We start from the raw sequence: 1,057 nt of genomic DNA, 5'->3' as shown, positions 1-1,057 counted from the left end.
TCGGTGATGGGCACGGTGGTCAGCTCTCGCAGCGGGTGGCGAGAGCGTCGCCGTCGACGGCCAGGGAGTCGAGGACCTCGTCCGCATCGAAGGCTGCACCCGCGAGCGGGACGTTGATCTCGACGAGCACGAGCACGTCGTCCCGCTGTCCGTAGATGGCCTCGGTCACGAAGTCGGGATCCTCGCCTTCGCGGCCGGAGCCGAGGTCGAGGGTGACGCGGCGGGCCCGATCGAGCCCGTCGATGTCCGGTTCGGTCTCGCGCTCCCGGGCGCCGGTGACCACGAGACTGCCACGCGGCTGGCCCACCACGCCGACGAGGGTGTCGAGCCCCCGTTCGTCGCAGCCGACGATCACCTGGACGAGCCGCAGGCGCCGGTCGGGGTCGACGAACCGGGTGTTGAGCACGAGCGGTGGCTCGGCCGGCTCGTCGATCCGCTCCCACCCGTCCGGGACGGCGATCCGGAGGTCGCCGACGGTGGCCCGGCCGGCGTCGTCACGGTCCGGCTCACCAGCGCACGCGGCGAGAGCGAGGGCGAGCGCGACCACCGCGACGGCGGGTGCGCGGCGGGGTGCGGTCACGGCGATCCTCCGAGGGCGGACGCGGAGGGCCCCCGCACGAGGCGGGGGCCCTCCGTCAGCACGGGCGCGCGGTCAGCTGGTGAGCAGCGGCGCGATGACGAGGCTGACGATCGCCATCACGTTGATGAGGATGTTCATCGACGGGCCCGAGGTGTCCTTGAGCGGATCACCGACGGTGTCACCGACGACGTTGGCGGCGTGGGTGTCCGAACCCTTGCCGCCGTGGTTGCCCTGCTCGACGTACTTCTTGGCGTTGTCCCAGGCCCCACCAGCGTTGGCCATCGTGAGCGCGAGGAGCACGCCGGCGATCAGCGCACCGCCGAGCATGCCGCCCAGCGTCTGCGCGCCGAAGGCGAAGCCGACCACGACCGGCGCGAGGACCGCGATGGCCGCCGGCAGGATCATCTTCTTGGTCGCCGCCCTGGTGGCGATGTCGACGCAGCGGACCGCGTCCGGCTCGGCCTTGCCCTCGAGCAG

Annotated in this window: 2 protein-coding genes; both read right to left on the bottom strand. The window is 72.6% G+C overall.

Translation table 11 applies throughout. The features are described 5' to 3' along the window. Positions 1 to 19 precede the first annotated feature (19 nt). Positions 20 to 580, bottom strand: coding sequence for a hypothetical protein (locus WEB03_RS02755; protein ID WP_368069440.1), 561 nt, complete (start codon positions 578 to 580; stop codon positions 20 to 22). A 72-nt stretch (positions 581 to 652) separates the two neighbouring features. Beyond that, on the bottom strand, positions 653 to 1,057 hold a 405-nt coding region (locus WEB03_RS02750), incomplete at its 5' end, for a sodium/proton-translocating pyrophosphatase (RefSeq protein ID WP_368069439.1).

The organism is Nitriliruptor sp., from assembly GCF_040882075.1.
GTDB lineage: Bacteria > Actinomycetota > Nitriliruptoria > Nitriliruptorales > Nitriliruptoraceae > Nitriliruptor.
Note: the sequence above shows the minus strand (reverse complement) of the source record. Positions and strands in the feature narration are given on the sequence as shown.